This is a genomic window from Streptomyces sp. NPDC056503, assembly GCF_042794995.1.
In the GTDB taxonomy this organism is placed as follows: Bacteria; Actinomycetota; Actinomycetes; order Streptomycetales; family Streptomycetaceae; genus Streptomyces.
Genome location: NZ_JBHTST010000018.1, coordinates 56,767 through 82,026, shown reverse-complemented (window position 1 = coordinate 82,026; position 25,260 = coordinate 56,767). Strand labels below are relative to the sequence as shown.

General features: G+C 73.1%; 22 protein-coding genes and 3 tRNA genes. 22 read left to right on the top strand and 3 right to left on the bottom strand.

Annotated elements, in window-relative coordinates:
* Window positions 1–43 precede the first annotated feature (43 nt).
* A complete protein-coding gene (locus ACFQ8C_RS08130) occupies window positions 44–1,777 on the bottom strand; it encodes a stealth family protein (RefSeq protein WP_383453448.1) in 1,734 nt (577 codons plus the stop codon).
* Window positions 1,778–1,962: 185 nt separating this feature from the next.
* Here ACFQ8C_RS08130 and galE point away from each other — a divergent pair, with 185 nt between their 5' ends.
* From galE to ACFQ8C_RS08095, 7 genes are all read left to right on the top strand, one after another.
* Window positions 1,963–2,949 (top strand): UDP-glucose 4-epimerase GalE, encoded by a 987-nt coding sequence (galE, locus tag ACFQ8C_RS08125; protein WP_383453446.1) that lies wholly within the window; start codon window positions 1,963–1,965, stop codon window positions 2,947–2,949.
* A gap of 321 nt (window positions 2,950–3,270) precedes the next feature.
* Window positions 3,271–3,756: a GtrA family protein gene (locus ACFQ8C_RS08120; RefSeq protein ID WP_383453444.1), complete on the top strand. Its 486-nt coding sequence runs from the start codon at window positions 3,271–3,273 to the stop codon at window positions 3,754–3,756.
* Window positions 3,757–3,851: 95 nt separating this feature from the next.
* Complete coding sequence (proB, locus tag ACFQ8C_RS08115) at window positions 3,852–5,015, top strand: glutamate 5-kinase (protein WP_383453454.1); 1,164 nt, start codon at window positions 3,852–3,854, stop codon at window positions 5,013–5,015.
* Between the two features lie 207 nt (window positions 5,016–5,222).
* On the top strand, window positions 5,223–5,729 hold the full coding sequence (locus tag ACFQ8C_RS08110; protein WP_383453442.1) for a hypothetical protein: 507 nt from the start codon (window positions 5,223–5,225) through the stop codon (window positions 5,727–5,729).
* A gap of 130 nt (window positions 5,730–5,859) precedes the next feature.
* Window positions 5,860–7,143: a glutamate-5-semialdehyde dehydrogenase gene (locus tag ACFQ8C_RS08105; RefSeq protein WP_383453441.1), complete on the top strand. Its 1,284-nt coding sequence runs from the start codon at window positions 5,860–5,862 to the stop codon at window positions 7,141–7,143.
* A 99-nt stretch (window positions 7,144–7,242) separates the two neighbouring features.
* Entirely contained in the window at window positions 7,243–7,887 is a 645-nt protein-coding gene (locus tag ACFQ8C_RS08100; protein ID WP_383453440.1) for a hypothetical protein, read from the top strand.
* Between the two features lie 115 nt (window positions 7,888–8,002).
* Window positions 8,003–9,085, top strand: a complete 1,083-nt coding sequence (locus ACFQ8C_RS08095) for a hypothetical protein (RefSeq protein ID WP_383453439.1) — start codon at window positions 8,003–8,005, stop codon at window positions 9,083–9,085.
* 108 nt (window positions 9,086–9,193) lie between these two features.
* Here the strand turns inward: ACFQ8C_RS08095 and ACFQ8C_RS08090 are convergent, their stop codons facing one another.
* Window positions 9,194–10,321 carry a M48 family metallopeptidase gene (locus ACFQ8C_RS08090; RefSeq protein WP_383453438.1) on the bottom strand — a complete coding sequence of 376 codons (1,128 nt, stop codon included), beginning with the start codon at window positions 10,319–10,321 and terminating at the stop codon, window positions 9,194–9,196.
* 133 nt (window positions 10,322–10,454) lie between these two features.
* On the opposite strand from ACFQ8C_RS08090, the gene ACFQ8C_RS08085 reads away from it, so the two are divergent.
* The 8 genes from ACFQ8C_RS08085 (at window position 10,455) to ACFQ8C_RS08050 (ending at window position 15,027) form a co-directional block, all read left to right on the top strand.
* Window positions 10,455–10,679, top strand: coding sequence for a hypothetical protein (locus ACFQ8C_RS08085; RefSeq protein WP_383453456.1), 225 nt, complete (start codon window positions 10,455–10,457; stop codon window positions 10,677–10,679).
* Between the two features lie 85 nt (window positions 10,680–10,764).
* Complete coding sequence (locus ACFQ8C_RS08080) at window positions 10,765–10,929, top strand: hypothetical protein (protein WP_030494103.1); 165 nt, start codon at window positions 10,765–10,767, stop codon at window positions 10,927–10,929.
* A gap of 64 nt (window positions 10,930–10,993) precedes the next feature.
* Complete coding sequence (nadD, locus tag ACFQ8C_RS08075) at window positions 10,994–11,614, top strand: nicotinate-nucleotide adenylyltransferase (protein WP_383453436.1); 621 nt, start codon at window positions 10,994–10,996, stop codon at window positions 11,612–11,614.
* Window positions 11,615–11,633: 19 nt separating this feature from the next.
* Entirely contained in the window at window positions 11,634–13,334 is a 1,701-nt protein-coding gene (locus ACFQ8C_RS08070; protein WP_383453435.1) for an LCP family protein, read from the top strand.
* 69 nt (window positions 13,335–13,403) lie between these two features.
* Window positions 13,404–13,841 (top strand): ribosome silencing factor, encoded by a 438-nt coding sequence (gene rsfS / locus ACFQ8C_RS08065; RefSeq protein ID WP_383453434.1) that lies wholly within the window; start codon window positions 13,404–13,406, stop codon window positions 13,839–13,841.
* Window positions 13,838–14,491, top strand: a complete 654-nt coding sequence (locus ACFQ8C_RS08060) for a histidine phosphatase family protein (RefSeq protein WP_383453452.1) — start codon at window positions 13,838–13,840, stop codon at window positions 14,489–14,491. The genes rsfS and ACFQ8C_RS08060 overlap by 4 nt, the downstream gene beginning before the upstream one ends.
* Window positions 14,492–14,592: 101 nt before the next feature.
* A tRNA-Ala gene (locus tag ACFQ8C_RS08055) sits at window positions 14,593–14,665 on the top strand.
* A gap of 188 nt (window positions 14,666–14,853) precedes the next feature.
* A complete protein-coding gene (locus ACFQ8C_RS08050; RefSeq protein WP_158718759.1) occupies window positions 14,854–15,027 on the top strand; it encodes a hypothetical protein in 174 nt (57 codons plus the stop codon).
* Here ACFQ8C_RS08050 and ACFQ8C_RS08045 read toward each other — a convergent pair.
* Complete coding sequence (locus ACFQ8C_RS08045; protein WP_383453431.1) at window positions 15,006–16,337, bottom strand: glycosyltransferase 87 family protein; 1,332 nt, start codon at window positions 16,335–16,337, stop codon at window positions 15,006–15,008. The two genes, ACFQ8C_RS08050 and ACFQ8C_RS08045, sit on opposite strands and share 22 nt — an antisense overlap.
* 130 nt (window positions 16,338–16,467) lie before the next feature.
* Between ACFQ8C_RS08045 and ACFQ8C_RS08040 the strand changes: the two genes are divergently transcribed.
* The 7 genes from ACFQ8C_RS08040 to ACFQ8C_RS08010 all read left to right on the top strand — a co-directional run bounded on the left by ACFQ8C_RS08040 (window position 16,468) and on the right by ACFQ8C_RS08010 (window position 25,215).
* Window positions 16,468–16,540: transfer RNA gene (locus ACFQ8C_RS08040), tRNA-Ala, on the top strand.
* Window positions 16,541–16,611: 71 nt separating this feature from the next.
* Window positions 16,612–16,684: transfer RNA gene (locus ACFQ8C_RS08035), tRNA-Ala, on the top strand.
* Between the two features lie 268 nt (window positions 16,685–16,952).
* Entirely contained in the window at window positions 16,953–19,820 is a 2,868-nt protein-coding gene (gene leuS, locus ACFQ8C_RS08030; protein ID WP_383453429.1) for a leucine--tRNA ligase, read from the top strand.
* A 133-nt stretch (window positions 19,821–19,953) separates the two neighbouring features.
* Window positions 19,954–20,673 carry a hypothetical protein gene (locus ACFQ8C_RS08025; RefSeq protein WP_383453427.1) on the top strand — a complete coding sequence of 240 codons (720 nt, stop codon included), beginning with the start codon at window positions 19,954–19,956 and terminating at the stop codon, window positions 20,671–20,673.
* A 101-nt stretch (window positions 20,674–20,774) separates the two neighbouring features.
* Complete coding sequence (locus tag ACFQ8C_RS08020) at window positions 20,775–21,620, top strand: DegV family protein (RefSeq protein WP_383453426.1); 846 nt, start codon at window positions 20,775–20,777, stop codon at window positions 21,618–21,620.
* 335 nt (window positions 21,621–21,955) lie between these two features.
* Window positions 21,956–22,717: a helix-hairpin-helix domain-containing protein gene (locus ACFQ8C_RS08015; RefSeq protein WP_383453424.1), complete on the top strand. Its 762-nt coding sequence runs from the start codon at window positions 21,956–21,958 to the stop codon at window positions 22,715–22,717.
* The gene (locus tag ACFQ8C_RS08010; RefSeq protein WP_383453422.1) at window positions 22,714–25,215 is read left to right on the top strand and encodes a ComEC/Rec2 family competence protein; all 2,502 of its coding nucleotides are present in this window, start codon (window positions 22,714–22,716) and stop codon (window positions 25,213–25,215) included. The genes ACFQ8C_RS08015 and ACFQ8C_RS08010 overlap by 4 nt, the downstream gene beginning before the upstream one ends.
* The last annotated feature ends 45 nt before the right edge of the window (window positions 25,216–25,260 follow it).

Here is a 25,260-nt window from a genome sequence, read left to right as displayed (position 1 = left end):
CGGACCTCCTCGGTCCGGGCGCCCCTTCCGTCGTGCCGCGCCGCTACTTCTCGTACGGGCTGGGCACCGGGAAGTACGCCTCCAGGAAGGGGGTGATCAGGTCCTTCTGCTCGCCCACCTCCTGCTCCGTCGACACCGTGTCGTTGACGCAGAAGACCGTCTTGTCCCGGGCCGCGAGGAGCCGGCCGAGCCGGGTCTCCGTCCACGGGTGGGTCAGGTCCAGATAGGAGTACGGCAGCTGGGAGGGGACCGCGCGGCCGGTGTGGAAGGCGTAGTAGTGGTGCAGGGACGACGAGATGGAGATGTCGTCGATGCTGCGGAACCTGCTCGCCTCCGTGTGGCGGTACTCGGCGGCGAACTCCGTCTCGATCTCGGTCAGCACGGTGCGGCTCAGCGGATGCGGCATGTGCTTCATCTTCTGGACGAGGACGGCGCCGTACCGCTCCTGGATCAGGCGGCGGTTGTTCTTGCCGGCGGCGGCCACCGGCGGGTCGTCGACGGTCCGCTCGCCGAGCGGCACCAGCGCCGGCGACGGGAAGAACTTGGTGATGCCGTTGGCGTGGAAGAAGTCCGCCGGCGTCACCTCGTTCCCGAGCATCACGTCGTCGTTGAAGTAGAGGAAGTGCTCCGAGAGCCCCTCGATGTGGTGCAGCTGCGACTCGATCGCGTGCGAGTTGAAGGTCGGCAGCAGGTCGGGGGAGCGGAAGACGTCCTTGTGCGGGACCACCTTCAGGCCCGGCACCTCGGTGTCCAGCCAGGCGGGGACCTGGTCGTCGGTCACCAGGTAGATGTTCCGCACCCAGGGGGCGTACATGTGGAGCGAGCGCAGCGAGTAGCGGAGCTCGTCGCGGCTCAGGTAGCGGGCGGCGTTCGCCGCCTCCGCGTGGTAGCCCTCGCCGGAGAACTCGGCGCGCCGACGCAGCCAGGCCGGGTCCGCGCCGTCCACCCAGGTGTAGACGACGTCGACCGGGAAGGTGACCTCTTCGGTCGGGACGACGGCCGTCTCCGCGCGGGCGGGGACGAGCGGGGCACCCTCGGTCTCCCGGGGGGCGAGGCTGGTGAAGTAGGGCTCGGGGACCGGGACGATCTCCCCGGCCGGCGGCAGCACGGTGGCGATCCGGCCGGCGCGGGGAGCGGTCAGCGCGCCCTCCTCCAGCGTCCAGAACTCGACGTCGCAGCCGTAGGTCTCACCGAGCGCCAGCTGGTGGGTCGGGTCCGTGTGGTACCAGGTGAGGCGCAGGACGGGGGAGGTGCGCAGCCGCTGCCAGGTCGACTGCTCGAAGCCGGGCTCGGAGGCGCGGGTCACGGGGCCGTTGCCGCTGACCGGGGTCACGTAGCCGGGCAGGTTCCTGCAGGCCTCGGCCAGGGCGTCGAGGACGGCGGCGCGGTCCTCGGCGCGCACGGCCACGGCGGCGGCGGTGTCCGACTGGCCGCGGACGGCGAAGTGCTCGACGCCGGCGCCCGTGAGCGCCGCGAGGACGCTCTCCAGGTTGGCCCGACGGGCCCGGAGCGGGGTGATCCCCTCGGTGACGAGCGCCACCTTCGGCTCCTTGCCCACGGTGATCACGGCGCGGTCGGTACCGGTGGTGTAGGCCCCGTAACGCTTGGCGAGACGGCCGCCGCGGCGTCGCTCGGCGGCCGCGGTGCCGCTGGCGATGCGCATCTTCACACGGCGGCGCATATCGGCGTCGACCTGCGAAACGATGGCCCGCCTCACGCGTTCCGGTACGGCTCGGCGGTAGACCCCAAGCAGCCTGGGTGCCTCGGGATTTCGCACTGCGGTCGACTCCTTGAACGGGACCGGACGGAAGGATGAACCCGTCCAGTATGACGCCTGACCCTGTGCCCTTCCGGAGCGGTGGGGCCCGGTCGCGCGGGCCAGTCGGTACGGTGGAGTGCCGGTGCGCGGGGACCGCGCGGCGGACAGTGGCGGACAGTGGCGGACAAGGGGTGTGGTTCAGCATGACCTTCCTGATCACCGGCGGTGCCGGCTACATCGGCGCGCACGTGGTCCGGGCCATGACGGCCGCGGGCGAGCGGGTCGTCGTCCTCGACGACCTGTCGACCGGCTTCGCGCAGCGGCTCCCCGAGGGCGTGCCGCTGGTGGTCGGCTCCGTCCTCGACCGCGAGCTGCTGGACCGGACGCTCGCCGGGCACGGCGTCACCGGCGTCGTCCACCTCGCCGCGAAGAAGCAGGTCGGCGAGTCCGTCGACCTGCCGCTGGACTACTACCGGGAGAACGTCGGCGGCCTCACCGTCCTCCTGGAGGCGGTCGCCGCGGCGGGCGTGCGCACCTTCCTCTTCTCCTCCTCCGCCGCCGTGTACGGCATGCCGGACGTCGACCTCGTCACCGAGGAGACCCCCTGCGCCCCGCTCAGCCCGTACGGCGAGACCAAGCTCGCCGGCGAGTGGCTGGTCCGCTCGGCGGGCCGGGCGCACGGCATCGCCACCGCCTGCCTCCGCTACTTCAACGTGGCCGGAGCGGCCGCCCCCGAGCTCGCCGACACCGGCGTCTTCAACCTGGTGCCGATGGTCTTCGAGAAGCTCGACGCCGGCGAGGCCCCCCGGATCTTCGGCGACGACTACGCCACCCCGGACGGCACCTGCGTCCGCGACTACATCCACGTCGAGGACCTCGCGGAGGCCCACCTCGTCGCCGCCCGCAAGCTCGCCGAGTGGGCCGAGGCCGGCGCGCCGCGCGACCTCACCGCCAACGTCGGCCGCGGCGAGGGCGTCTCCGTCACCGAGATGGTCACCCTGATCAACGAGATCACCGGGCACACCGCCGAGCCCGTCGTCACCCCGCGCCGCCCCGGCGACCCGGCCCGCGTCGTCGCCTCCGCCGACCGCATCGCCGCCGAGCTGGGCTGGAAGGCGCGGTACGACGTCCGCGACATGATCGGCTCCGCCTGGGCGGGCTGGACCGCCCGCCGCGGCGCCGCCGTCTGAGGCCACGGCCCCCCTCCGCGCCGTCCCCCTCCCCTTTCCCCACGGCCCCCTCGTCCGCACGAGGGGGCCGTCCGCGTTTCCTACGAGGGAGCCCGTCCGCAGCTGACGAGGGGGCCCGTCCTCGGTCCGTACGAGGGGGGCCGTCCTCGTCGGTACGAGGGGGCCCGTCCGCGGCTGACGAGAGGGCCCGTCCTCGTCCGTACGAGAGGCCGTCCGCGTTCTGTACGAGGGGCCGTCCTCGTCCGCACGAGGGGCCGTTCGCCGTGCGGGCGTCGCCCCCAGGGCATGCCCCGTTCATCTCACGGCGATCTGATGGGCCGCATGCGAGACCAGCTCGGCCAGATCATCCGCTTCGGCGTGGTGGGCGGGATCAACACCGGCACCTTCTTCGGCTGCTACCTGCTGCTCCACCCCTGGATGCCGTACTTCGCCGCGTACACCCTCGCCTTCCTGCTCAGCATGGTGGGCTCCTTCTTCCTCAACACGTACTTCACCTACCGCACCCGCCCCACCTGGAAGAAGTTCGCCCTCTTCCCCCTCACCAACGTCACCAACTACGCCGTGCAGAGCGCCGGCCTGTACGCGCTCGTCACCTGGGCCGGAATGGACGACAGGATCGCGCCACTCGTGGCCGCCGTCGTCGCCATCCCCTTCACGTACGTGATCTCCCGCCGGATCCTCGTCAGCCGGAGCCCCGGGGCAGAGGCCGGGTCCGGGTCCGGGGCAGGGCCCGAGGCCGGGTCCGGGGCGGGCGCCCCGGGTCCGGAGAGCGGAACGGAGGAGCGGCGGCCGTCCCGGCTCGCGTAGATTGCCCCTCGCGACCGTGCCGGGAGCGCACGGCGCCAGGACAGCGAGTGAGGACGGCGCAGGTGGCGACGGAGATGGCGACGGTGCAGCAGGACATGAACCGACAGGACGTGACCCCGCAGACCGCGACCCCGCCGTCCGTGACCCGTCCGTTCGTCACCGAGGCGCGCCGGATCGTCGTCAAGGTCGGCTCCTCCTCCCTCACCACCGCCGCCGGAGGCCTCGACGCCGACCGGGTCGACGCGCTCGTCGACGTCCTGGCCAAGGTCCGCAGCGGCGGCGAGAAGGAGATCGTCCTGGTCTCCTCCGGCGCCATCGCCGCCGGCCTCGCCCCGCTCGGCCTCACCCGCCGACCCAAGGACCTGGCCCGCCAGCAGGCCGCCGCCAGCGTCGGCCAGGGACTGCTCGTCGCCCGCTACACCGCCTCCTTCGCCCGTTACGGCGTCCGCGTCGGCCAGGTGCTGCTCACCACCGACGACACCAGCCGACGGGCCCACTACCGCAACGCCTACCGCACCCTCGACCAGCTCCTCGCCATGGGCGCGCTGCCGGTCGTCAACGAGAACGACACCGTCGCCACCGACGAGATCCGCTTCGGCGACAACGACCGGCTCGCCGCCCTCGTCGCCCACCTCGTCCGCGCCGACCTCCTCGTCCTCCTCTCCGACGTCGACGGCCTCTACGACGGCGACCCCGCCAAGCCCGGCACCTCCCGGATCGCCGAGGTCACCGGCCCGCAGGACATCGCCCACGTCGAGATCGGCTCCGCGGGCAAGGCCGGCGTCGGCACCGGCGGCATGGTCACCAAGGTCGAGGCCGCCCGGATCGCCGCGGCCGCCGGGATCCCCGTCGTCCTCACCTCCGCCAGCCGCGCTGCCGACGCCCTCGCCGGCCGGGACACCGGCACCTGCTTCCAGCGGACCGGCCGCCGCTCGGCCGACCGCCTCCTCTGGCTCGCCCACGCCTCCACCCCGCAGGGCTCCCTCGGGCTCGACGACGGAGCCGTCCGGGCCGTCGTCGAGGGCAAGAAGTCGCTGCTCGCCGCCGGTATCGCCGCCGTCGAGGGCGACTTCGTCGCCGGCGACCCGGTCGAGCTCCGCGACTCCGCAGGCCACCCCGTCGCCCGCGGGCTCGTCAACTTCGACGCCAAGGAGCTCCCCCGGATGCTGGGCCGCTCCACCCACGAACTCGCCAGGGAACTCGGCCCCGAGTACGAGCGCGAGGTCGTCCACCGCGACGACCTCGTCGTCCTGGGCTGAGACCGAGCCGGCCCCGGGCAGGGGCCAGGCCGGAATCCGGTGCGGAAGCCCTTGCGAAACCGCCGCCGAAACGGCTGAAACTCCTGCCATCCGGAAGGGACCTTTACCAAAACCGCCCCATGCGGCGGCTGGGACTGGTCAACTTTGTCTCGGGGGCAACGAGCAACGCGGGGTACAGCACCACACGCATCACACAGGAGGCCGCCGGTGAGACGAGCGCGCCCAGGGGCACTGCCCCGCGGGACGGCCGAACGCGCCCTGACGAGTGTCGAGGCCGGAGCCGACTTCGACGCGGCACGGGACAGGGCCACGGAGAGCAGGAGCACAGCAGCCGAGACGGGCACAGGGGACGGCGGCGCGGGGGAGCGCCCGCTGTCCAAGCTGTGGCACGTCACCCTCAGCGTGTCCGGTGTCGAGTCACCGCTGAAGGAGGTACGACGCGGGCTCGAACAGCTCGCCCACGACCACCCCTTCCTGCTGACCAGCCGGTACGCCAACGACCACGCGGAGATCCGGTACTGGGAGGAGGCCCGCGACCTGCACGACGCGGCCGCCGTCGCCCTCCGGCTCTGGGGTGAGCACCGGCAGACCGCGAAGCTCCCGCCGTGGGAGATCGTCGGCCTGGAGGTCATCGACCGGGAGACCTACCACCAGCGGATCGCGGAGGGCTACGGCCCGCCGCCGGCCGCCCCGGTCGGAGTCCACCCCTACTGACCGGCCGGGGGCCCGGGTCCTGACGGGCCGGGCCCCCGCGGTCCGTACGGTGGCACGGGCGCGTCTCGCACTGCGGGATGCGCCCGTCGTACGTGCCGGACCGACCCGCCCGTGCCAGTACCCTGCGGGCATGACCTCGCTGACGCCCCTCGACAACCTGACCCCGGTCACCCGGGCCGCCTACCAGGCCCGTGGCGCCGCCGCACAGATCGCGCCACTGCCGCGCTCCGCCAAGGACGAAGCCCTCCTCGCCATCGCGGACGCCCTCGAAGTCCGCACCGCGGAGATCGTCGAGGCCAACGCCGAGGACATCGCCAAGGCCCGCGAGGCCGGCACCAGCGAGTCGATCGTCGACCGTCTCACCCTCACCCCCGAGCGGGTCCGCGCCATCGCCGCCGACGTCCGCCACGTCGCCGCCCTGCCCGACCCGGTCGGCGAGGTCGTCCGCGGTTCCACCCTCCCCAACGGCCTCGACCTCCGGCAGGTCCGGGTCCCCCTCGGCGTCGTCGGCATCATCTACGAGGCCCGGCCCAACGTCACCGTCGACGCCGCCGCCCTCTGCCTCAAGGCCGGCAACGCGGTCCTGCTCCGCGGCTCGTCCTCCGCCTACGCCTCCAACACCGCCCTCGTCACCGTCCTCCGCGACGCCGTCGGCGGCGCCGGGCTGCCCGCCGACGCGATCCAGCTCGTCCCCGGCGAGTCCCGCGACTCCGTCCGCGAGCTGATGCGCGCCCGCGGCCTCGTCGACGTCCTCATCCCGCGCGGCGGAGCCTCCCTCATCCGCACGGTCGTCCAGGAGTCCACCGTCCCGGTCATCGAGACCGGCACCGGCAACTGCCACGTCTACGTCGACGCCGAGGCCGACCTCGACATGGCCGTCGACATCCTGATCAACTCCAAGGCCCAGCGGGTCAGCGTCTGCAACGCCGCCGAGACCCTCCTCGTCCACCAGGACGTCGCCGCCGCCTTCCTGCCCCGCGCCCTCGACGCGCTGGCCGAGGCCGGCGTCACCGTCCACGCCGACGAGCGGGTCCTCGCCCACGCCGAGGGCACCAAGGCCACCGTCGTCCCGGCCACCACCGAGGACTGGGAGACCGAGTACCTCTCCTACGACATCGCCGCCGCCGTCGTCGACTCCCTCGACAAGGCCGTCGAGCACATCCGCATGTGGACCTCCGGCCACACCGAGGCCATCGTCACCACCTCGCAGGCCGCCGCCCGCCGCTTCACCCAGCTGGTCGACTCCACCACGGTCGCCGTGAACGCCTCCACCCGCTTCACGGACGGCGGACAGTTCGGCTTCGGCGCGGAGATCGGCATCTCCACCCAGAAGCTCCACGCCCGGGGCCCCATGGGCCTTCCGGAGCTCACCTCCACCAAGTACATCGTGACCGGCGACGGTCACATCCGGTAACACCACCCCGCATCCCTCCTTCTTTCGTCCTTTCGGTACGGGCGGGGAGACTTCGCACTCTCCCTGCCCAAAACCACAGCGCCGGTCTACTCTGAATCCGTGCCGGACGACGTGGGGGGCAGGCCGTCCCCGAACGGCTGGGAGCCCGACGACGAGCGCGGAGGCGCCGCCGAGGGCCGCTGGGACGTGGTCCTGGACGAGGAGTTCGTCCGGGCCGCCGCCATCCACGAGCCGACGGCCGTCGAGCGCCTCCTCGCCGCCGCCCAGGCGCGCGCCGAGGCCGAATCCGCCCGGACCCGCGCCCTCCGGGCCGCCGGCGACGAGGACCTCTACGACGAGGGCCGTGACCTCGTCGGCCTCACCTACGAGCCCGACGACATCGGCGACGACGCCAGCCCCTACGGCCGCCACGGCGGCGCCCTGCGCCCCTACCGGGGCAGCGCCCGCTGGCACCGGCCGATCGCCTGGCTCCTCGCCCTCCTCATGGGCATCGGCATGGTGGCCCTCGCCTTCACCGCCGTCTACCGCGGCGCCGCCGCCAACCGGCAGGACCAGGTCCCCCCGGCCTCCACCGGCGTCGACCAGCCCAACCCGGCCCCGCCCGCCGCCTCACCGGCCGCCGGACCCCCGGTCCCGGTCCTCACCGGCACCCCGGCCACCGCCGCCGCCCCGTCGGCCCCCGGCCGCCCGGCGACCGCCGACCGGACGCCCCCGCCGGCCTCCGTCGCGCCCCGCACACCCTGACGTCACCCGGACGGCCGCCCCGCCCGCCGGAGCGCTCACCCCGACGGCGGAAAACTTCCGAAGTTGTCGTGTACCTGGGCGTTTACCGAAGCCTCCGCCGACCTACCCTGAAGGTATGGCAGGGCGTGGCGACCCGCCTGAGGGGACTCCCGAGGGACTCCCCGGCGGTGAGGACGAGTACCGAGCCGTCGTCTTCGACGAGGCGTTCGTCCGCGCTGCCCACCTCCAGGAGTACTCGGCCCGGGAACGGATGGGCGAGCACGCGCTCGCCGTCCGCAGCCGCCCCGGCTCCGCCGGCCGCCGGTCCGGACCCGGCCAGGCCCTGCTGCTGGTGCTGCTGATCCTCCTCGCCTTCGGCACGGCCGTCTACCTCGGTCTGCGCAACCCCTACCTGCCGCCGCCCGACCAGCGCGCCGAGCCGCTGCGCACCACCGTCGTCCCCCTGGCCCCCCAGGGCCCCGTCCCCGGCGGCGACCCGGCCCGGCTCCTCGCCCGCAGCCCCGCCGCCGAGTACCGCGCCGGTGCCGCCGGCATCAACCTCCCCGTCGCCGCCCGCACCACCCACTTCTCCGAGGGCCAGGTCGTCACCGCCCTCAGCATCGCCAAGGACTACCTCGTCGCCTCCTCCCTGGAACCCGACGTCCTCGCCGGCCAGACCGTCCGGCCCGCCCGCCTGCTGCTCGACCCCGACCTGCTCGCCCAGTTCGACCGAAGCGTCGAGTCGCCCGCCGACGACGGCCGGCACGCCCTCGCCGCCTGGGTGGTCCGCTTCGATCCCCGTCAGGTCGCCGTCGCCGAGCCCGCGCCCCGCGTCCAGGGCGCCCTCCGCTTCGCCGAGAGCACCCCCGACACCCTGGACGTCACCACCGACCACACCTTCACCTACGCGCTGCGCCCCGCCGTCCAGGGCCCGGGCGCGCCCGCCGCGGCCTCCCTCTTCACGGTCCACCGCGTCCTGCACCTCCGCTTCGACCGCGAGGACCTGCGCATGCACCGGGCCGAGCTGCTGACCAGTACCGTCGAGGCCGGACCGCAGGCCTGCGGCGCCGACACCGGCGGCGGGCTCAGGCCGCTCCTGGCCGGCGCCGAGGTCCCGGCGAAGGCCGGCCCGGTCCTCACCGACCCCTACGCCACCGACCGTCCCCAGGCGCCCGCCCTCTGCGGAGCCCTCGCCCCGGCCGCCCAGCCCAAGCCCTGACGGCCCGAGCCCCGACGTCCGGGCCCTGAGCCCCGAACCCTGAGCCCCTGAGCCCTGACGCCCGAGCCTCGAAGCCTGACGCCCGAGCCCCGACGGCCCGGGTGCCGGCTATCCCTCGGAGCCCTCGCCCGGCTTCTTGTCCGTGTCCTCGCCGGACTCCTTGCCCGAGTCCTTCGCGGCGGCGCCGCCGAACACGGTCCGCAGCCGTCCGCCCAGGTCGCCCGCGAGGTCACCGGCCCCGCCGGCTATGTCGCCGACGAGCCTGATCAGCGGATCCCTGCTGTCCTTCACCGTCTGTGCGTAGTGGCCCGCCGACTCCCGGAAGGAGTCCGTGACCGAGGCGTCCTTGTCCTCCGAGCGCTTCGGGTAGTGGCCGTCCATCAGCCGCTGGTGGTCGCGGCTCTCCGACCACTTCTTCAGCTCCGCCGCCCGCACCGTCGTGAACGGGTGCGAACGCGGCAGCACGTTGAGGATCTTCAGGACCGAGTCCCGCAGGTCACCGGCCTTCTCGTACTCGTCCGCCTGGGCGAGGAACGCGTCCACGTTCATCTCGTGCAGGTGGTTGCCGCCGGCGAGCTTCATCAGACCGCGCATCGAGGCCTGGAGGTCCTGCCCCACCAGCAGCCCGGCCCGGTCGGCCGACAGCTCGGACTTGCGGAACCACTCGCGCAGCGCCGTCACGATCGCCATCACCGCCACGTTCCCCAGCGGGATCCAGGCGACCTTCAGGGCCACGCTCGTCAGGAAGAGCAGCACCGTCCGGTAGACCGCGTGGCCCGACAGGGCGTGACCGACCTCGTGGCCGACCACCGCCCGCATCTCCTCCTCGTCGAGCAGCTCGACGAGCCCCGTCGTCAGCACGATCACCGGCTCGTCCAGGCCCACGCACATCGCGTTCGGCACCGGGTTCTGCGTCACGTACATCGCCGGGACCCGGTCCAGGTCGAGGATGTAACAGGCATCGCGCAGCATGTCGTTGAGGTGCGAGAACTGCGCGTCGCTCACCCGGACGGAGTCCGAGAGGTAGAGGAGTCTGAGGCTGCGCTCGGGCAGCAGTCCGCTCAGCGCCTTGAACACCGTGTCGAAACCGCTCAGCTTCCTCAGCGCCACCAGCGCCGAACGGTCCGCCGGGTGCTCGTAGGCCCGGGAGGAGATGCCGGGGAACCGCTTGCGCTGCCTGCTCGGCACGTCCCCCTGCCGCTTCCCGTCGTGGTTCCGGCCGTGGTTCTCGGTCATGAACGCCCCCTGCCCATACGTACGAGTCGGTACTCGTCCCCCTGACACGCCCCACCCTAGGCGAGGGCGCTACCGTGGGCGGAGAGCCTGTGGACAACTCGGGCCCTGTGGACAACGAGGGAGCACGACCCGCATGCCGGACACCGCCGAGGCCATCGCGGCCCTCACCGGGATCGCCGCAGCCGCGCAGGAGGGACCGGGCGACACGCTCCGTATCGTCCTGCTGGTCTCCATGGTCGGCGGCGCCCTCCTCGCCTGGTTCCTGCTCCGCGGATACGGCCGGGACGAGACCGGCGAGCAGCCCGACGAGGCCTCCGCCCGAGGGGCGTCGGGGGACGCCGAGGACGCCAACGCCTGAGTCGGCGTGAGCGGGCCGCGACCGCCCGCATACGATGTGCGCGAAGTCTCCGCTCCCACCCCCGATCGGATAGGTCCCGCCGAAGATGAGCCTCCACAGCACCGCCGCCAACCTCGTCACGCTTGCCTCCGAGGGCGCCGAGCACGGTGGCAACCACGACAGCCTCAACCCGTACGTCACGGGCGGTGGCGCCTTCCTCGCGCTGATGCTGCTGCTCTGGATCACCACCCGCTTCAACCGCGACCGCTGAGCCGAGCGCCGACCGGGAGGCCGCTGAACCGGCGCCCGCCGCCGTGCCAGTAGGCTCTGCACGCATGGGAGAGCAGGAAGTGCCTACTGGCGGCAGCGGCAAGCGCCGTCTCGGCGTGATGGGCGGGACGTTCGACCCGATCCACCACGGACACCTGGTGGCGGCCAGCGAGGTCGCCGCCCTGTTCCACCTGGACGAGGTGGTGTTCGTACCGACCGGTGAACCGTGGCAGAAGAGCCACAAGGCGGTGTCGCCCGCCGAGGACCGGTACCTGATGACGGTCATCGCCACGGCCTCCAACCCGCAGTTCTCGGTCAGCCGCATCGACATCGACCGCGGCGGCGCGACCTACACGATCGACACCCTGCGCGAGCTCCAGTCGCTCAACGCCGACGCCGACCTCTTCTTCATCACCGGCGCCGACGCGCTCTCGCAGATCCTCACCTGGCGCGACGCGGACGAGTTCTTCTCCCTCGCCCACTTCATCGGCGTCACCCGGCCGGGTCACGACCTCACCGACGACGGACTGCCCAAGGGCGGCGTCTCCCTCGTCGAGATCCCCGCCCTCGCCATCTCGTCCACCGACTGCCGCGCACGGGTCGTCAAGGGCGACCCCGTCTGGTATCTCGTCCCGGACGGTGTGGTCCGCTACATCGACAAGCGCCAGCTGTACCGCGGCGAGTGAGTCCCGGGGAGGGGCACCGGTGAACGACCAGCAGAACCCGTACGACCCGTACTACCCGCAGCCGCAGATCATCGGCTACGACGCGTACGGGCAGCCCGTGTACCAGCAGCCGGCCCAGGCCCCTCAGCAGCCCGCGTACGACCCGTACGCGGGGCAGCAGCAGCCGTCGTACGGCTACGACCCGTATGCCCAGCCCCAGGCGCCCCAACAGCCCCAGGGTCCCCAGCAGCCGTCGTACGACCCCTATGCCGGGCGGCAGCAGGGCCAGGGCTACGCCCAGCAGCCCGCCTACGACCCGTACGAGACCTACGGCGGCGGGCAGCAGTGGCAGGCCGCCGAGCCCTCGGCGCCCGTCGCCGCCGCCCCGGCCGGCGTCCCCGGCCAGCGGCCCGCCCCCGAACCGCCCGTCGCGCCCGCGACGCCGCGGCGGCCGGACGCGGGCGACGACCGGGACTACCGCACGGAGCAGTTCTCCTTCATCGAGGAGCCCGACGAGGACTCCGAGGACGTCATCGACTGGCTCAAGTTCACCGAGAGCCGGTCGGAGCGCCGCGAGGAGGCCCGCCGGCGCGGCCGCAACCGGGTGATCGCCCTCGTCGTCGTGCTGGCCCTCGCCGTCATCGGCGGTGTCGGCTACCTCTGGTCCGCCGGCCTGCTCCCCGGCACCGGGGACTCCGCGCAGAAGGGCCAGGCCGCCGCCACCGGCCCGCAGCAGCGCGACACGATCGTCCTCCACCTGCACGACCTCCAGGGCGGCGGCACCTCCACCGCCCTCCTCGTGGACAACTCCACCACCAAGCAGGGCACCACCGTCCTGCTGCCCAACGCGCTCGCCGTCGCCGACTCCGAGGGCTCCGCCACCACCCTCGGCAAGTCCGTCGAGGAGGACGGCTCCAGCGGCACCCGCGAGGCCCTCGACACCCTCCTCGGCGCCAAGATCGCCGGAACCTGGCGGCTGGACACCCCGTACCTGGAGAACCTCGTCGAGTACCTCGGCGGCGTCGAGGTCGACACCGACACCGCCGTCCCGGACCCCAAGGGCAAGAAGGGCGCCGACCCGCTCGTCGCCAAGGGCGAGCAGCAGACCCTCACCGGCCGTGCCGCCGTCGCCTACGCCACCTACCGCGCCTCCGGCGAGGCCGAGGTCAAGCAGCTCCAGCGCTTCGGCCAGGTCGTGAACGGCGTGCTGCGCAAGATGCCCAGCGACGCCGCGAACGCCACGTCGGCCGTCGAGTTCCTCCAGCAGATCGCCGACCCGTCCCTCCCCGAGAAGGACCTCGGGGCCTCCCTCGCCAAGCTCGCGGAGCACGCCAAGACCGGTGCCTACAAGACGGCTCTCCTCCCGGTCGGCGAGGACGGGACCCTCGCCGAGGGCACCGGCGACAGCGTGGTCAAGGACATCCTCGGCGGCAAGGTCACCGCCCTCGAAGCCGGCGGCGTGCCGCGGGTCTCGGTCAAGGACGGCACGGGCGAGGACGCCGTCGAGGCGGCCAAGGTCGTCCTGATCAACGGCGGCTACGCCTTCGTCGGCGGCAGCAAGACCGAAAGCCAGGCCAAGTCCGAGGTCGTCTACGGCGACGACGCCCAGAAGGCCACCGCCGCCGAGGTCGCCGAGACCCTCGGTCTGCCGGCCGGATCCGTCACCAAGGGCAAGCCCGCGGGCAACGCCGCCGTCACCGTCGTCCTCGGCCGGGACTACGAGATTCCGGGCGCTTCGTAATCGTTTACGGGGTCGTCGGCGGTCCGTGAGACCCTGGAGGGGTACCCGACCGCCGACGAAAGCCTGCTTGTGACCGCCACGGATCGCTCCATCGAGCTCGTCAACGCCGCCGCCCAGGCGGCGGCCGACCGGCTCGCCCACGACATCATCGCCTACGACGTCAGCGACGTGCTGTCGATCACCGACGCCTTCCTGCTCGCCTCCGCGCCCAACGACCGCCAGGTCAAGTCCATCGCCGAGGAGGTCGAGGAGCGGCTCCAGAAGGAGCTCGGCGCCAAGCCGGTCCGCCGCGAGGGCGACCGCGACGCCCGCTGGATCCTCCTGGACTACGTCGACATCGTCGTCCACGTGCAGCACAGCGAGGAGCGGGTCTTCTACGCCCTGGAGCGGCTGTGGAAGGACTGCCCCGAGCTGCCCCTGCCCGAGGACGCCGTCAAGACCCGCGGCAAGGCGGCCGAGCACGCCGCCCTGACCGGCGCCGACAGGGCGGACGGTGAGCTGAGCTGAGCGCCGCCAAGAGCGGAACCGGCCGCCGCATCCTCCTGTGGCGCCACGGTCAGACCTCCTGGAACCTGGAGCGCCGCTTCCAGGGCTCGACCGACATCGAGCTCACGGAGGCGGGCGTCCACCAGGCCCGCCGCGCCGCCCGGCTGCTCGCCGCCCTCCGTCCGGACGCGATCGTCGCCTCCGACCTGAAGCGGACGGCGGCCACCGCCGCCGAGCTGGCAGCCCTCACCGGCCTCCCCGTCGCCCACGACGCCGCGCTGCGCGAGACGTACGCGGGGGAGTGGCAGGGCCTCACGCACGAGGAGATCGTCGCGCGGTTCGGCGAGCAGTACGCCGCGTGGAAGCGCGGCGAGCCGGTGCGCCGGGGTGGCGGCGAGCTGGAGACCGAGGTGGCCGACCGGGCCGCCCCGGTGATCCTGGAGCACGCCGACAAGCTCCCGGGTGACGGCACCCTGGTCGTGGTCAGCCACGGTGGCACCATTCGTACCGCCATCGGCCGGCTCCTCGGACTGGAACCCCACCACTGGGAGGGTCTGGGCGGCCTCTCGAACTGCTCCTGGTCCGTCCTCGGGGAGGGCGCGCGCGGCTGGCGCCTCCTGGAGCACAACGCCGGATCGCTCCCCGAGCCGGTCCTCGGCGACGACACCTGACACACCCCGGGCGTCCGGGCCCCCGGGGCCCGGATTTCACTTTCCGGCAGGTCACCGGCTAAAGTTCTTCTTGTTCGCAGCGCCGAGCGCGAAGAACACGAGGGGCTATAGCTCAGTTGGTAGAGCGCCTGCATGGCATGCAGGAGGTCAGGAGTTCAATTCTCCTTAGCTCCACAGTCACCGGATCCCGTCCCCCTGCCAAGGGGGGCGGGATCTGTTGTTTTGTCACTTCTGGGCGGCCGCCCGGCCATGGCAGAATCGGACGGCCGGAGGGGGACCAGGTCCGGACGGGAGGGTGGCCTTTGGGTGCGCACAGGCGGAAGTGCGACTGGTGCGGCAGCGGCACGCCCATCGTGCGGGACATGGACCCCGTCAACCCCGACTACCAGTACTGGTGCGAGGAGTGCGCGCGGGCGCTGATCATAAAGGGCGACCCCATCGAGACCTACCGCGAACTCGAGGGGGAGCCGATCTACGGTCGGCTCCTCGACGAGCACTGCACCCTCAAGCGGTTCTACTCCTTCGCCACGGCCTGACGCTCCCGGACCACGGTGCCCTGCCGGGGCACCGTCCGGGGGCCCGCCGCCTCCGGTCGGCGTGTCCGCCAGACCACCAGCGCGTACCCGGCGAAGACCGCCGTCGCCGTGAGCGGGTAGACCGCCGACAGCAGCATCTGACCCGCGTTCTGGTCGAGTTCGGGACGGCCCGGGTCGTGCGGCACCCACCACAGGGCGAACGAGGCGAAGGCCAGCGCCACCGCGCCCGTCACCTGCCACGCCGGGCGCACCACCCGCTCCGCCAGGCCCAGGGGGAGCGTGGCGCGGTCGTACAGCAGGATCAGCAGCGGCACGCACCAGACCCAGTGGTGGGACCAGGAGATCGGGGAGACCATCAGCGCCGTGAAGGCGGTGACGACCACGGCCACCGCCTTGTCGCCGAGCACCGCCGCCCGTACCGCGAGGGCCATCGCCGCGCCGCCCAGCAGGACCGCCGCCGCGAGCCACCACAGGCCGGGCGCGTCCGTGTGCATCAGCCGGGCGAGGACGCCGCTGAGGGACTGGTTGGCGGTCTCCTCGGCGTGTCCGACCCGGCCGGTCTCGAAGAGCGTCCGCGTCCAGAAGGTCCTCGACTCCGCCGGCAGCGCCACCACCATCGCCAGTGTCGTGACCAGGAAGGCCCCGGTCGCGGTCAGCGCCGTGCGCAGCCACTGGTTCATCCCCCGGTCCCGGCGCCACAGCAGCACGCCCGCGGCGAGGAGCAGCACCACGAAGAGGCCGGGTGTGAGTTTCACCGCGGTCGCCAGGCCTATCCCCAGGCCGGCCCAGCGGCTTTTCTCGCGGCGGGTGAAGTCCCACAGCACGGCCACCGCGACCAGCAGGTTGATCTGGCCGTACCGGAGGGTCGTCCACACCGGCTCGCACCAGACCACGACCGCCGCGACCCACAGTGTCGTACGCCATAGATCGGCCCGCCGGGCGGGCGAGGCCAGCGCCGGGCGGACCAGCTGGAGCGAGAGCCGCACCAGGGCCACCACGAGCAGCAGGTTCCCCGCCGTGGAGAGCGTCCGCATCAGCGGGACGCCGACCAGGGTCAGCGGCAGGAACAGCACGGCGGCGAACGGCGGATAGGTCATCGCCAGGTTCGCCGAGGTGGCGCGCATCGCGTACAGGTCGCCGCCGGCCCGCAGGGTCTCGGCCTCGGCCCGGTAGACCATCACGTCGAGCATGTTCACGTGGGCGACGCGCTGCGCCACCCAGAAGGCCGCGAACGAGATCAGGCAGGCCGCCGCGGCGGCGACCAGGGGCCACGGCCGGGCGCGGGACGGGGAAGGTGCGGAGGGGGACACAGGGGGCGACCCTACCCGGAGCCTCCGACAGCGCCGGAGAAACGGATTTGGAGTTCTGCCCGGCGGCCGGTTACTGTTCTGTCCGTCGCCGCGAGGAAGACCCGAGAGGGATCCGGTCGGACGACCACGAGGGGCTATAGCTCAGTTGGTAGAGCGCCTGCATGGCATGCAGGAGGTCAGGAGTTCAATTCTCCTTAGCTCCACAGAAGGCAGACGGGCCATCCACACCGGATGGCTCTCCGCACTTCTGCGGTAGGCTGAATGCCGCATATGAGGGGCTATAGCTCAGTTGGTAGAGCGCCTGCATGGCATGCAGGAGGTCAGGAGTTCAATTCTCCTTAGCTCCACAGAAGAGAAGCGGGTCATCCACACGGATGGCCCGCTTCGTCGTTACCGGCCGGCCCGTGGACGTCGATGCGGCCCGTATGGGCGCTGCGGTACCCTGGCGCCATGCGTGCCGTACGCCTGCTGCTTATCGAGCCGCGCTGACCAGTCCCGACGGGCGGAAGAGACCCCGTCGGAGTCGGCGCGGCGTCCCCTCCTGTGCGAGGGGATTTTTCATTTCGTGGCAGTTCATGGCAGTGGGCAGAGACGATCGATGGAGCTTCTAGGACCATGACCGAGATCAACACGGCCGCCGAGACGGCGGCCCCGCATCGCTACACGGCGGCCATGGCCGCCGACATCGAGGCACGCTGGCAGGACGTCTGGGACGCCGAGGGCACCTACGAGGCGCCGAACCCCACCGGTGACCTGGCGGGCGACCCCGAGGTCGCCGCCCGCCCCAAGAAGTTCATCATGGACATGTTCCCGTACCCCTCCGGTGCGGGTCTCCACGTCGGCCACCCGCTCGGCTACATCGCCACGGACGTCTTCGCCCGCCACGCGCGCATGACCGGCCACAACGTGCTCCACACCCTCGGTTTCGACGCCTTCGGCCTGCCCGCCGAGCAGTACGCCGTGCAGACCGGCACGCACCCGCGCGTGTCCACCGAGGCCAACATGGAGAACATGAAGGTCCAGCTGCGCCGGCTGGGCCTGGGCCACGACAAGCGCCGGTCGTTCGCCACGATCGACCCGGACTACTACAAGTGGACCCAGTGGATCTTCCTGCAGATCTACAACTCCTGGTACGACACCGAGGCCGCCAAGGCCCGCCCGATCGCCGAGCTGATCGAGCAGTTCGAGAACGGCACCCGTGAGATCCCCGGCTCCACGCGCGCGTGGGGCGAGCTGACCGCCGCCGAGCGCGCCGACGTCCTGGGCGAGTACCGCCTGGCGTACGCCTCCGAGGCGCCGGTCAACTGGTGCCCCGGCCTGGGCACCGTCCTCGCCAACGAGGAGGTCACCGCCGACGGACGCTCCGAGCGCGGCAACTTCCCCGTCTTCAAGTCCAAGCTGCGCCAGTGGAACATGCGCATCACCGCCTACGCGGACCGCCTGCTGGACGACCTCGACGGCCTGGACTGGCCCGAGGCGATCAAGCTGCAGCAGCGCAACTGGATCGGCCGCTCCGAGGGCGCCCGCGTCGACTTCCAGGTCGGCGACACCGGCGCCATCACCGTCTTCACCACCCGTCAGGACACCCTGTTCGGCGCCACCTACATGGTCCTGGCCCCCGAGCACGACCTGGTCGAGAAGATCGTCCCGGCCGCCTGGCCCGAGGGCACCCACACGGTGTGGACCGGCGGGCACGCCACCCCGGCCGAGGCCGTCGACGCCTACCGCAAGCAGGCCGCCTCCAAGTCCGACGTCGAGCGCCAGGCCGACGCCAAGGAGAAGACGGGCGTCTTCACGGGCGCGTACGCGACCAACCCGGTCAGCGGCGAGCGGGTCCCCGTCTTCATCGCCGACTACGTCCTCATGGGCTACGGCACCGGCGCCATCATGGCCGTCCCCGCGCACGACACCCGCGACTTCGCCTTCGCCCGCGCCTTCGAGCTGCCGATGCGCTGCGTCGTCGAGCCGAACGACGACCGCGGCACCGACCCGTCCACCTGGGACGACGCCTTCGCCTCGTACGAGGCCAAGCTGGTCAACTCCGCCAACGACGAGATCTCCCTGGACGGCCTGGGCGTCGTCGACGCCAAGGCGAAGATCACCGCCTGGCTGGCCGACCGCGGCATCGGCGAGGGCACCGTCAACTTCCGCCTCCGCGACTGGCTGTTCAGCCGCCAGCGGTACTGGGGCGAGCCCTTCCCGATCGTCTACGACGAGGACGGCGTCGCCCACGCGCTGCCCGAGTCGATGCTCCCGCTGGAGCTGCCCGAGGTCGAGGACTACTCGCCGCGCACCTTCGACCCGGACGACGCCGACACCCGGCCCGAGACCCCGCTCTCCCGCAACGGGGAGTGGGTCAACGTCACCCTCGACCTGGGCGACGGGCCGAAGAAGTACCGCCGCGAGACCAACACCATGCCCAACTGGGCCGGTTCCTGCTGGTACGAGCTGCGCTACCTCGACCCGCACAACGACCAGAAGCTGGTCGACCCGGCCATCGAGCAGTACTGGATGGGTCCGCGCGACGGCATGCCCACCGGTGGCGTCGACCTGTACGTCGGCGGTGCCGAGCACGCCGTGCTCCACCTGCTGTACGCCCGCTTCTGGTCCAAGATCCTCTTCGACCTGGGCCACGTCTCCTCGGCCGAGCCCTTCCACAAGCTCTACAACCAGGGCATGATCCAGGCCTTCGTCTACCGCGACGCCCGGGGCATCGCGGTGCCGGCCGCCGAGGTCGAGGAGCGCGACGGCGCCTACTGGTACGAGGGCGAGAAGGTCAGCCGCGTCCTCGGCAAGATGGGCAAGTCCCTGAAGAACGCCGTCACGCCGGACGAGATCTGCGTCGAGTACGGCGCCGACACCCTGCGCCTCTACGAGATGGCGATGGGCCCGCTGGACGTCTCCCGTCCGTGGGACACCCGCGCCGTGGTCGGCCAGTACCGGCTGCTCCAGCGGCTGTGGCGCAACATCGTCGACGAGGCGACCGGCGAGGCCACCGTCGTCGACACCGCGCCCGACGACGACGCGCTGCGCGCCCTGCACAAGGCGATCGACGGCGTCTCGCAGGACATGGCCGCGATGCGCTTCAACACCGCCATCGCCAAGATCACCGAGCTGAACAACCACCTGACCAAGGTCGGCGGCGCGGTCTCCCGCCCGGTCGCCGAGCAGCTGGTCCTGCTGGTCGCCCCGCTCGCCCCGCACATCGCGGAGGAGCTGTGGCGCCGCCTCGGCCACACCGAGTCGGTCGTCCACCAGGACTTCCCGGTCGCCGACCCGGCGTACGTGGTCGACGAGACCGTGACCTGCGTCGTGCAGATCAAGGGCAAGGTCAGGGCCCGCCTGGAGGTCTCCCCGTCGATCTCCGACGCCGACCTGGAGGCGCTGGCCCTGGCCGACCCGCACGTCGTCTCGGCCCTCGGCGGCGCCGAGATCCGCAAGGTGATCGTGCGCGCGCCGAAGCTGGTGAACATCGTGGCCTGAGTGCCACGACGGGCCTAGGGGTTTCCCCTACGGGCAGGTTGGGGGTTCCGATGGAACCTCCTGCCTGCCCGTTCCGTTTACCGTGGAAGAACCACAGCCGTGGGACGACGACGGAGTCTGAGGAGCCACCCACATGGAAGCCGCGATTGTCACGATCCTGGCGCTGCTCTTCCTCTCGTTCGTGGCGCTCGGGGTCTACGCCACGGTGAAGGTCGCCAAGGCGGCCAAGCGCGGCGTCGACCGGACCCTCGACCAGGCCCGGCGCACCGTCGAGGACACCACGCTGCGGGCCAAGAGCTTCGGCCAGGCCGGTGTCGCCGCCGAGCTGGCGAAGCTGCGGCTCTCGCTGCGCACCTCGATGCGCGCCACCCAGGACGCGCTCCAGGCCGGGGCCGTCGAGGACGCCTCGCTGCGCGAGTCGCTCGACCTCTTCTCCCGGCTGAGCGCCCACGGACGCGAGCTGGACGAGGACCTCAAGCGCCTGGAGCGGGAGCCCGACAAGGCGTACGTGGCCGGGCAGCTGCCCGCGCTCACCGAGCGGACCGAGCGGATCACCGGTTCGGCCGACGCGCTGCGACAGGCCGCCCGCGACCGGGCCCGCCGGTTCGCCGAGGACGACCTGGAGACGCTGAGCGCCCAGATCGACGTCGAGACGGGCGCGCTGCGGCACTGGACCACGACCGACCGGGAGACGACCGGACCGGAGGCCGGGCAGACGGCCTGGTACGAGTCGGCCCCCACGTCGCAGGCGCCGCCGCGGGCCGGGGAGGCGCCGCAGGCGATCACCGCGCCCGACCCCCGGGCGACCCCGTACCCGTGGGAGAAGACGGCCCGTCCGGAGTCCGCGGGCTGACCGTCCGCGTCGGGTCGAGCGGGTCTCCCGCGAGGGTGTCGCGCGGGCCGTGACCGGGGCCGGGCTGCCGAGCGGTGGTCGCTGCGGGTAACCTCCCGCTCATGTCCCGGCATGTCGCGATCGTCACCGATTCAACGGCCTACCTGCCACCCCAGACGATGGAGCGGCACGCCATCACCGCGGTCCCGCTGACCGTCGTCATCGGCGACCGCGCCCTCCTGGAGGGCTCCGAGATCTCGGCCAGATCGCTCGCGGAGGCGCTGCAGAAGCGGCGGCCCGTCACCACCTCACGGCCGAGCCCCGAGGTCTTCGCCGCCACCTACCGCGAGGCGGCGGAGGCGGGCGCGCGCGGGATCGTCTCCCTCCACCTCTCCGCCGAGGTGTCCGGCACCTACGACGCCGCCGTGCTCGCGGCGAAGGACGCGCCGCTTCCCGTACGGGTCGTGGACACCCGCATGATCGGCATGGCCCTCGGCTTCTGCGCCCTCGCGGCGGCGGAGGTCGTGGAGGGCGGCGGCTCGCTGGAGGAAGCGGTCGCGGCGGCCGAGAAGCGTGCCGGGAACACGTCCGCCTACTTCTACGTCGACACCCTGGACTACCTCCGCCGGGGCGGGCGGATCGGGACCGCGCAGGCACTGCTCGGCTCCGCCCTCGCGGTGAAACCCCTCCTCGAACTCGACGGCGGCCGCATCGAACTGCGGGAGAAGGTGCGGACCGCGTCCAAGGCGATCGCGAGGCTGGAGGAGCTGGCCGTCGAGCAGGCCGGCTCCGGCCCCGTCGACATCGCCGTCCACCACCTCTCCGCGCCGGAACGGGCCGAGGCGCTGGCCGAACGCCTCCGGGCGCGGGTGCCCGGGATCGGGGAGCTGCATGTCAGCGAGGTCGGCGCGGTGATCGGCGCGCACACGGGGCCGGGGCTGCTCGCGGTGGTCGTCTCACCCCGCTGATACGGGGCCTCTCACCCTTGTGGGTGAGGGAGTTGTCCACAGGAACGTCGCTGTCCACGGAAGTCGAGGGGCGACGGCACGGGGCCGTGGCGGACCCTACCGTCGCGGACATGGATCTTCGTACGGCTTCTTCTCGCGCTCCTTCTTCCTCGACTTCCGCCCGGGCCGCCGGGCCCGGACCTGTGGGGCCTCGGCGCGGTGCTTCGCCAGGGCGGGCGCGCCGGCGGGCGCGGGTGCGGCGGGTTCTGGCGCCGCCGGGTCGGGCCGGGGGCGAGGCGGGGGTCGTACGGGAGCGGGGCGACGCGCTGTTTCCGCCGTCGCCGGTCGCGGAGCCGGTGGTCATCGAGGAGCCGGGGGCCGAGGGACCCGTGGCCGTCGCGCCGGTGCTCGACGTGCCGCCGGCCGGCGTGGTGGGGGAGCGGCGCTGGCGGGCGGTGGTGGGGGAGAGGCTGCCGTTGTGGGTGCAGACGCGGTGCGGGCTGGAGCCCAGGTCGCTGGCGGCGCTCGCCGTGGTCCTGGCCGTGGCTGCCTGCGCGGCGGGTGGCTTCTTCTGGGCGGGGCGGCCGGAGTCGGTGCGGGCCCCGGAGCTCGTGCGGGTCGCGCCGGTGGCGGCTTCGCCCACGCCGGCGGCGGCTTCCGGCGCCGGTCCCGGTGGTGGCGCCGCCCCCGCGGAGGTCGTGGTCGACGTGGGAGGGAAGGTGCGCAGCCCGGGGGTGCTGACGCTGCCGGCCGGCTCGCGGGTCGCGGACGCGCTGAGGGCCGCGGGCGGCGTGCGTGCGGGAGCGGATCTGACGGGGCTCAACCGGGCCCGGGTCCTCTTCGACGGTGAGCAGGTGCTCGTCGGGGTGCCCGGAGCGCCGGTCGGTGGTGGGGCGGCGCCGGGCGCGGGGGCGGGCACGAGCGGTGTGCCGTTGAGCCTCAACACGGCGACGGCCGAGCAGTTCGACGGGCTGCCGGGCGTGGGGCCCGTGCTCGCGCGGCGGCTCGTGGACCACCGGACGGAGCGGGGCGGGTTCCGCTCGGTCGAGGAGTTGCGCGAGGTCGACGGGATCGGCGAGCGGCGTTTCGCGGACCTTCGGCCGCTGGTGCGGCCGTGACGCGGGACGGGGAGCCGGGGTGGGAGGAGCCGGCGGACCTGCGGCTCGTGCCGCCCGCGCTGGCCGCGTGGGCGGCGGCCGCGGCGGCGCTGGGGGTGGCCGGCTGGTGGGTGGTCGCCGGTGTGGGGCTCTGCCTGGCGGGAGCGGCGGCGTCGCTGACGCCGGCGGTCGCGCGGTGGGTGACCAGGGGGCGGGATCCCGCTGCGGGCGGCGGTGAGGGGGAGCGAGGCCGTGGCGGCGGTGGGTCGCCGGGGTGGCGGCTGCGGGCGACCGCCTGGGCCGGGGTGCTGTTGTGCGCCGCGGCGGGGGCCGCTTCGGCGGGGCTGCACGCCGCGGACCTGCGGCGTGGTCCGGTGCCCGTCCTGGGGCGGGAGTACGGCCGGGCCTGGGCGGAGGTGACGGTGACCTCGGATCCCCGGCTCACCCGGCCCCGGGTGAGCGGGCGGGCGATGGTGCCGGTGTCGGTGGTGATGGACGCCGAGGTGGTCCGGGTGGAGTCGGCGGGCGGCGCCGCCGTGCGGACCCGCGCGCCGGTGCTGCTGATCGTGCCTCCCGGGGAGGGACGGGACGCGTGGCTGCGGCTGCTGCCGTCCACGCGGCTGCGGATCGGTGCCCGCTTCACGCCGCCCAGGGAACCAGGGGACCCGTACGCGGCGGTGCTCAAGGCGGGGGCCGGGCCGCCACGGATCCTGGGGCCGCCGAGCGCGCTCCAGCGGACGGCCGGCGGACTGCGGGCCGGACTGCGCGCGGCCACCGACGGGCTCGCCCCGGACCCGCGGGCGCTGCTCCCGGGCCTGGTCGTCGGGGACACCGCACGGATCGGCACCGAGTTGCGGGACGCGTTCGAGGCCACCGATCTCACTCACCTGCTGGCCGTGTCCGGAAGCAACCTCTCGGTCGTGTTGCTCCTGCTCGTCGGGCGTCCGGGGCGGGCCCGCCAGGTGGAGCGGGGTGGGCTGGCTCCCCGGATCGGGCTCTCGCTGCGCGGTACCGCGCTGGCGGGGGCGGGGCTGACGCTGGCGTTCGTGGTCGTGTGCCGGCCCGATCCGAGCGTGCTGCGGGCGGCTGCCTGCGGGCTGGTCGCGCTTCTCGCGATCGCCACCGGACGGAGGAGGTCGCTGATCCCGGCGCTGGCCGCGGTGGTGCTGGTCCTGGTGCTGTACGACCCCTGGCTGGCGCGGAGTTACGGCTTCCTGCTGTCGGTGCTGGCGACCGGGGCGCTGCTGGTGGTGGCGCCGGGATGGAGCGACGCGCTGCGGCGGCGTGGGGTGCCGGGGCGGCTCGCGGAGGCGCTGGCCGCAGCGCTGGCGGCGCAGGCGGTGAGCGCGCCGGTCGTCGTGGTCTTCGCGGCCAGGATGAGCCTGGTGGCGATTCCGGCGAACCTCCTCGCGGAGCCGGCGGTGGCGCTCGCGACGGTGTTCGGCTTCGCCGCGCTCGCGGTGGCGCCGGTCTGGGCGGCGGGGGCGGAGGGCCTGGCGTGGGCGGCGGGGTGGCCGGCCGGCTGGATCGCCTCGGTGGCACGGACGGGAGCGGCACTGCCGGGCGCGGAGACGGCGTGGCCCGGCGGCTGGTGGGGAGGGGCGGCACTGGCGCTCGTCACGGTCGCGGTGGTGGCCGGGGTGCGGCGGCTGCGGCACCGGACGTGGCCGGTGGTCGGTGTGGTCGTGCTGCTGGTGCTCGTGGTGGCCCGGCCGGTGCCGTTGGTGCGCTGGGTCAGCGGGTGGCCGCCGCCGGGCTGGGTGTTCGCGATGTGCCAGGTCGGCCAGGGTGACGCCACGGTGCTCGCGACCGGCGGGGGCGCGGGGGTGGTGGTGGACGCCGGGCCGGATCCGCTGGCGGTGGACCGCTGTCTGCGCGAACTGGAGGTGAGACAGGTCCCGTTGCTGGTGCTGACGCACTTCCACGCCGACCATGTGGCCGGACTGCCGGGGGTGTTGAAGGGGCGGGCGGTCGGGGCGATCCAGACCACGGGGCTCGAAGAGCCGCCCACGCAGGCGGAGTTCGTGCGGCGGGAGGCGGCCGCCGCGGGGGTGCCGGTGGTGAGGGCGGAGCCGGGGGAGAGGCGGCGGTCCGGGGCGCTGGAGTGGCGGGTGCTGTGGCCGCCGGCCGGGCCGGGACCGTCGGACGGCGGGCCGAACGACGCCAGCGTCACGCTGCTGGTCCGGGGGCCCGGCGGGGTGAGCGCGCTGCTGCTCGGTGATCTGGAGCCGCCCGCGCAGCGGGCCCTGTGGCGGGCGCATCCGGAGCTGGGGGCGGTGGACGTGCTGAAGGTCGCCCATCACGGGTCCGCGCACCAGGACCCGGGGCTGACCGCCGCGGTGCGGCCGCGGCTGGCGCTCGTGTCGGCCGGTCGGGACAACCCGTACGGTCATCCGTCGCCCCGGACGCTGGCGGCGTTGCGGGCGGGCGGGGCGCGGGTGTTGCGGACCGACCGGGACGGGGCGATCGCGGTGGTGGGCGCGGGGAGGGGGTTGGTGGCCGTGGCGCGCGGCTGGTGACCCGCAGGAAGGGACACGCTTCTAAAGAAACGCTTGTAAAGGAGT